Source organism: Marinobacter sp., assembly GCF_033722195.1.
GTDB lineage: Bacteria > Pseudomonadota > Gammaproteobacteria > Pseudomonadales > Oleiphilaceae > Marinobacter.
Genome location: NZ_JAWVZL010000152.1, coordinates 1 through 4,801, shown reverse-complemented (window position 1 = coordinate 4,801; position 4,801 = coordinate 1). Strand labels below are relative to the sequence as shown.

Here is a 4,801-nt window from a genome sequence, read left to right as displayed (position 1 = left end):
GCATTGGCGGCATCGGCCTGTTTGAGTGTGTCACTGACCGGGCAGGCCAGCAGCCCGCCGACCGGGTGGTCCGCCAGGCTCTGCACCAGGTTGTGCAGGTCCTGCTGTGACAGGCAGGGTCTGGCGACGTCATGCACCAGCACCCAGTCCTCTGGCCCGGCCCTGTGTGCCAGGGCCTCCAGGGCCAGCAGCACCGAGTCGCTGCGTTCGGCGCCGCCTGCGCAGGTATCGATGCGGCCGTCCCGGGCGGCGTCGGTTTGGGACCACCAGCGATCGTCCGGATGCAGCGCCACCTGGCAGCCGGCGAAGTCCATGGCCGCCAGCAGCCGCGACAGGGTGACATCCAGCAGGAATCGGTTTGACAGGGTGAGGTACTGCTTGGGCCGGCCGGTCTGCATGCGCTGGCCGATGCCCGCGGCCGGAATCACCAGCCAGTAACGCATCGTGGTCATGGGGTTGGTCACGGTCGGGGTTTGGTCAGGGCTCCACCACCAGGAAGAAGGTCTCGCCCTCGCCGATCAGGCCAAGGTTCATGCGGGCGCGCTCTTCGATGGCGCCCTCGCCGGCACGAAGGTTGCGGACCTCGGCATAGAGCCGCTCGTTGCGAACTGCCAGCTTGGCATTCTCCGAGCGCTGCGCGGCAATGGTCTCCTCCAGGCTCCAGACCTGGGCAAGACTGCCTTCCCCGACCCACAGGCGGACCTGCAGCAGGAGTATCAGCACCACCATGATGGCCCAGAGAGCTTTCATCCAAACGATCCTTGCTTACCTGGCAAAACCCGGAGGATACCGCAAAGCCCGTGGCTCAGCGATACCCACCGGAGTCTAGACCAGGCCGGACGATTTCGCGATATACCTAACCCTGGCCCTTGATTTCCCGCAGGCCACGGTAGGGCGCCTTGCCCGCCAGGGCTTCCTCGATACGAAGCAGCTGGTTGTACTTGGCCACCCGGTCGGAGCGGCACAGGGAACCGGTCTTGATCTGACCGGCACAGGTGGCCACCGCCAGGTCGGCAATGGTGGTGTCTTCGGTTTCACCGGAGCGGTGGGAAATGACCGCGGTGTAGCCAGCTTCCTGGGCCATCTTGATGGCGTCCAGGGTCTCGCTGAGGCTGCCGATCTGGTTGAACTTGATCAGGATGGAGTTGGCGATGCCGTTGTCGATGCCGCGCTTGAGAATCTTGGTGTTGGTGACAAACAGGTCGTCCCCCACCAGCTGTACCTTGGCGCCGATCTTGCGGGTCAGTGCCGCCCAGCCGTCCCAGTCGCTCTCGTCCATGCCGTCCTCGATGGAGACAATGGGGAAACGCTCGGTCAGGCCGGCCAGGTAGTCGGCGAAGCCTTCGGCGTCGAAGCTCTTGCCTTCACCGGCGAGGTTGTACTGGCCGTCCTTGTAGAACTCCGAGGACGCGCAGTCCAGGGCCAGGGTGACGTCGGTGCCCAGCTTGTAGCCGGCGTTCTCCACCGCCTCCTGGATCACCGCCAGGGCGGCCTCGTTGGAGGGCAGATCCGGCGCGAAACCGCCCTCGTCTCCCACCGCGGTGTTCAGCCCCTTGGCGCTCAGGACTTTCTTCAGGTGGTGGAAGATCTCGGCGCCAATCTGCAGGGCTTCGGCAAAGCTCTTGGCGCTCACCGGCTGCACCATGAACTCCTGGATATCGACGTTGTTGTCGGCGTGCTCACCGCCGTTGAGGATGTTCATCATGGGCACCGGCATGGAGAACTGGCCGGCGGTGCCGTTGATTTCGGCGATGTGCTCGTACAGCGGCTTGCCCAGCGCCAGGGCTGCGGCCTTGGCAGCCGCGAGGGACACCGCCAGGATGGCGTTGGCACCCAGGTTGGCCTTGTTGTCGGTACCGTCCAGGTCGATCATGGCCTTGTCCAGACCACGCTGGTCGGCGGCATCCCGGCCCACCAGGGCTTCGCGGATACGGCTGTTGACTGCCTCGACGGCTTTCTTCACGCCTTTGCCCAGGTAGCGGGAGGCGTCCTTGTCACGCAGCTCCAGCGCTTCCCGGGAGCCGGTGGAGGCACCGGAGGGGGCACAGGCGCGCCCAAGGGTGCCGTCCTCGAGAATCACGTCGGCTTCAACGGTGGGGTTGCCACGGGAATCCAGTACTTCACGAGCCTTGATGTCGGCAATCTTGGTCATGCTAAAAACTCTCCATAACTTACGGTGATTCAACAAGGGTTTGAAACGGGTCTCGGTAGCACTCAGGCGGTATCGATGGGTCCGAAGCTCTTCACCAGATCATCCATGGCCTTCACCCGCTTCAGGAAAGGCTCCAGCTGGCTCAGACGCAGGGCACAGGGACCATCACACATGGCCTTGTCCGGATCCGGATGAGCCTCCAGGAACAGCCCCGCCAGGCCCTGGGACATGCCGGCCATTGCCAGCTCGGTGACCTGGGCACGGCGCCCGCCGGCGGAATCGGCCCGGCCGCCGGGCATCTGCAGGGCGTGGGTGACGTCGAAGAAGACCGGATGGCCAAAGCTCTTCATGGTGCCAAAGCCCAGCATGTCCACCACCAGGTTGTTGTAGCCGAAGCTGGTGCCGCGCTCGCACAGGATGACCCGATCGTTGCCGGCCTCCTGGCATTTGTTGACGATGTGCTTCATTTCCTGGGGCGCCAGGAACTGGGCCTTCTTGATGTTGATCACCGCGCCGGTCCTGGCCATGGCCACCACCAGGTCGGTCTGCCGGCTGAGGAACGCCGGCAGTTGGATGATATCGCAGACTTCGGCGGCGGGCGCTGCCTGCCAGGGCTCGTGCACATCGGAAATGATGGGGACGCCAAAGCGCGCCTTGATGTCCGCCAGCAGCTGCAGGCCCTTTTCCAGGCCCGGGCCACGGAAGGAGTGCATGGACGACCGGTTGGCCTTGTCGAAGGAGGCCTTGAACACGTAGGGGATGCCCAGCTTCCGGGTGACGTCCACATAGGCCTCGGCCACCTGGAACGCCAGCTCCGGCGACTCCAGCACGTTCATGCCGCCAAACAGGGCGAAGGGGCGATCGTTGGCCATCTGGATGTCGGCGACCGTTACGGTTTTCTGGTCCATGGTTTCGCTGGTCCTGTGTAAGTCCGAGCTTGCTGGCACTGGTTCAAAACGTAAAAACGCCGATGCGGCTGGAGCCGGATCGGCGTTGCGGCCTAGGCCTTCTGGCGCCGGGCGATGGCGGCCTCCACGAAACCGCGGAACAGCGGATGGCCGTCCCGCGGGGTGGAGGTGAATTCCGGATGGAACTGGCAGGCCACGAACCAGGGGTGGTCCGGCACCTCGATGACTTCCACCAGGGCGTTGTCCATGGAGCGGCCCGCCACCCGCAAACCGGCTTTCTCAAGCTGCGGCAGGAAGTGGTTGTTGACCTCGAAGCGATGGCGATGGCGCTCGCGGATCACCGTCTTGCCATAGCAGCCAGCGATGGTGGAGCCCTCGGTCAGGCGGCAGTCCTGGGCCCCCAGGCGCATGGTGCCGCCCAGGTCGGATTCGCTGCTGCGCTGCTCGCGGGCGCCGCTGGCGTCCAGCCATTCGGTGATCAGGCCCACCACCGGAGTCGGGCTGTGGGGCCGGAATTCGGTGCTGTGGGCATCCTTGAGACCGGCCATGTGGCGGGCATACTCGATCACCGCTACCTGCATGCCCAGGCAGATACCCAGGTAAGGGACCCGGTTCTCACGGGCGTACTGTACCGTGCGGATCTTGCCTTCCACGCCGCGCTCACCAAAACCACCGGGCACCAGTATGGCATCGGCGGACTCCAGCACCGCCACACCGTCCCGCTCGATGTCCTCGGAGTCGATGTAGTTGATGTTGACCTTGGTGCGGGTCTTGATGCCGGCGTGCAGCAGGGACTCGATCAGCGACTTGTAGGCATCCAGCAGCTCCATGTACTTGCCAACCATGGCGATGGTGACTTCCTGCTGGGGATTCAGCTGGGACTCCACCACCGCGTCCCATTCGCTGAGATCCGCCGGACCCGCATCCAGGTTGAAGCGCTCGATGATGATCTGGTCGAGGCCGAACTCGTGCAGCATGCGGGGAATTTCATAGATCGAGCGGGCGTCCTGCAGCGGGATGACGGCCCGTTCCTCGACGTTGGTGAAGAGCGCGATCTTGCGGCGGGAACCGATGTCCACCTCGTGCTCTGAACGGCACAGCAGGATGTCCGGCTGCAGACCGATGGAGCGCATTTCCTTCACCGAATGCTGGGTGGGCTTGGTCTTCACCTCACCGGCGGTGGCGATGTAGGGCACCAGGGTCAGGTGCATGAACAGTGCCCGCTGGGAACCGACTTCCACCTTGAGCTGGCGGGTGGCTTCCCGGAACGGCTGGGATTCGATGTCGCCGACCGTGCCGCCGATCTCCACCAGCGCGATCTCGGCGTCCCCGGCGCCCTCGCTGATGCATCTCTTGATCTCGTCGGTGATATGGGGAATGACCTGCACGGTTCCCCCCAGGTAGTCGCCCCGGCGCTCCTTGCGGATGACCTCTTCGTAGACACGGCCGCTGGTGAAGTTGTTGCGCCGGGTCATGGGGGTGCGTATGAAGCGCTCGTAATGGCCCAGGTCCAGGTCTGTTTCAGCGCCGTCCTCGGTGACGTAGACCTCACCGTGCTGGAACGGGCTCATGGTGCCGGGGTCCACGTTGATGTACGGGTCCAGCTTGAGAATAGTGGTCTTGAGCCCGCGCGCTTCGAGAATCGCGGCCAAGGAAGCTGAAGCAATGCCTTTCCCCAAAGAGGACACAACACCGCCCGTGACGAAGATATAGCGCGTCATGAAAATCCCGTATGCATTCT

5 protein-coding genes are annotated in these 4,801 nt (G+C 64.0%); all 5 read right to left on the bottom strand.

From position 1 onward, the window contains the following. A partial coding sequence (locus tag R3280_RS15995) for a 2-C-methyl-D-erythritol 4-phosphate cytidylyltransferase (RefSeq protein WP_318999607.1) occupies positions 1-452 on the bottom strand: 452 nt, incomplete at its 3' end. A gap of 25 nt (positions 453-477) precedes the next feature. Then, positions 478-750 carry a septum formation initiator family protein gene (locus R3280_RS15990; RefSeq protein ID WP_318999606.1) on the bottom strand — a complete coding sequence of 91 codons (273 nt, stop codon included), beginning with the start codon at positions 748-750 and terminating at the stop codon, positions 478-480. A 106-nt stretch (positions 751-856) separates the two neighbouring features. Then, positions 857-2,152 (bottom strand): phosphopyruvate hydratase, encoded by a 1,296-nt coding sequence (eno, locus tag R3280_RS15985; RefSeq protein WP_318999605.1) that lies wholly within the window; start codon positions 2,150-2,152, stop codon positions 857-859. A 62-nt stretch (positions 2,153-2,214) separates the two neighbouring features. Continuing rightward, entirely contained in the window at positions 2,215-3,060 is an 846-nt protein-coding gene (kdsA, locus tag R3280_RS15980; protein WP_318999604.1) for a 3-deoxy-8-phosphooctulonate synthase, read from the bottom strand. A 92-nt stretch (positions 3,061-3,152) separates the two neighbouring features. Beyond that, positions 3,153-4,781, bottom strand: a complete 1,629-nt coding sequence (locus tag R3280_RS15975; RefSeq protein ID WP_318999608.1) for a CTP synthase — start codon at positions 4,779-4,781, stop codon at positions 3,153-3,155. Between the last annotated feature and the right edge of the window lie 20 nt (positions 4,782-4,801).

Bases quoted from the DNA above. Each gene is read 5' to 3' on its own strand.
- R3280_RS15990 (WP_318999606.1), bottom strand. From the start codon at position 750: ATGAAAGCTCTCTGGGCCATCATGGTGGTGCTGATACTCCTGCTGCAG.
- eno (WP_318999605.1), bottom strand. From the start codon at position 2,152: ATGACCAAGATTGCCGACATCAAGGCTCGTGAAGTACTGGATTCCCGT.
- kdsA (WP_318999604.1), bottom strand. From the start codon at position 3,060: ATGGACCAGAAAACCGTAACGGTCGCCGACATCCAGATGGCCAACGAT.
- R3280_RS15975 (WP_318999608.1), bottom strand. From the start codon at position 4,781: ATGACGCGCTATATCTTCGTCACGGGCGGTGTTGTGTCCTCTTTGGGG.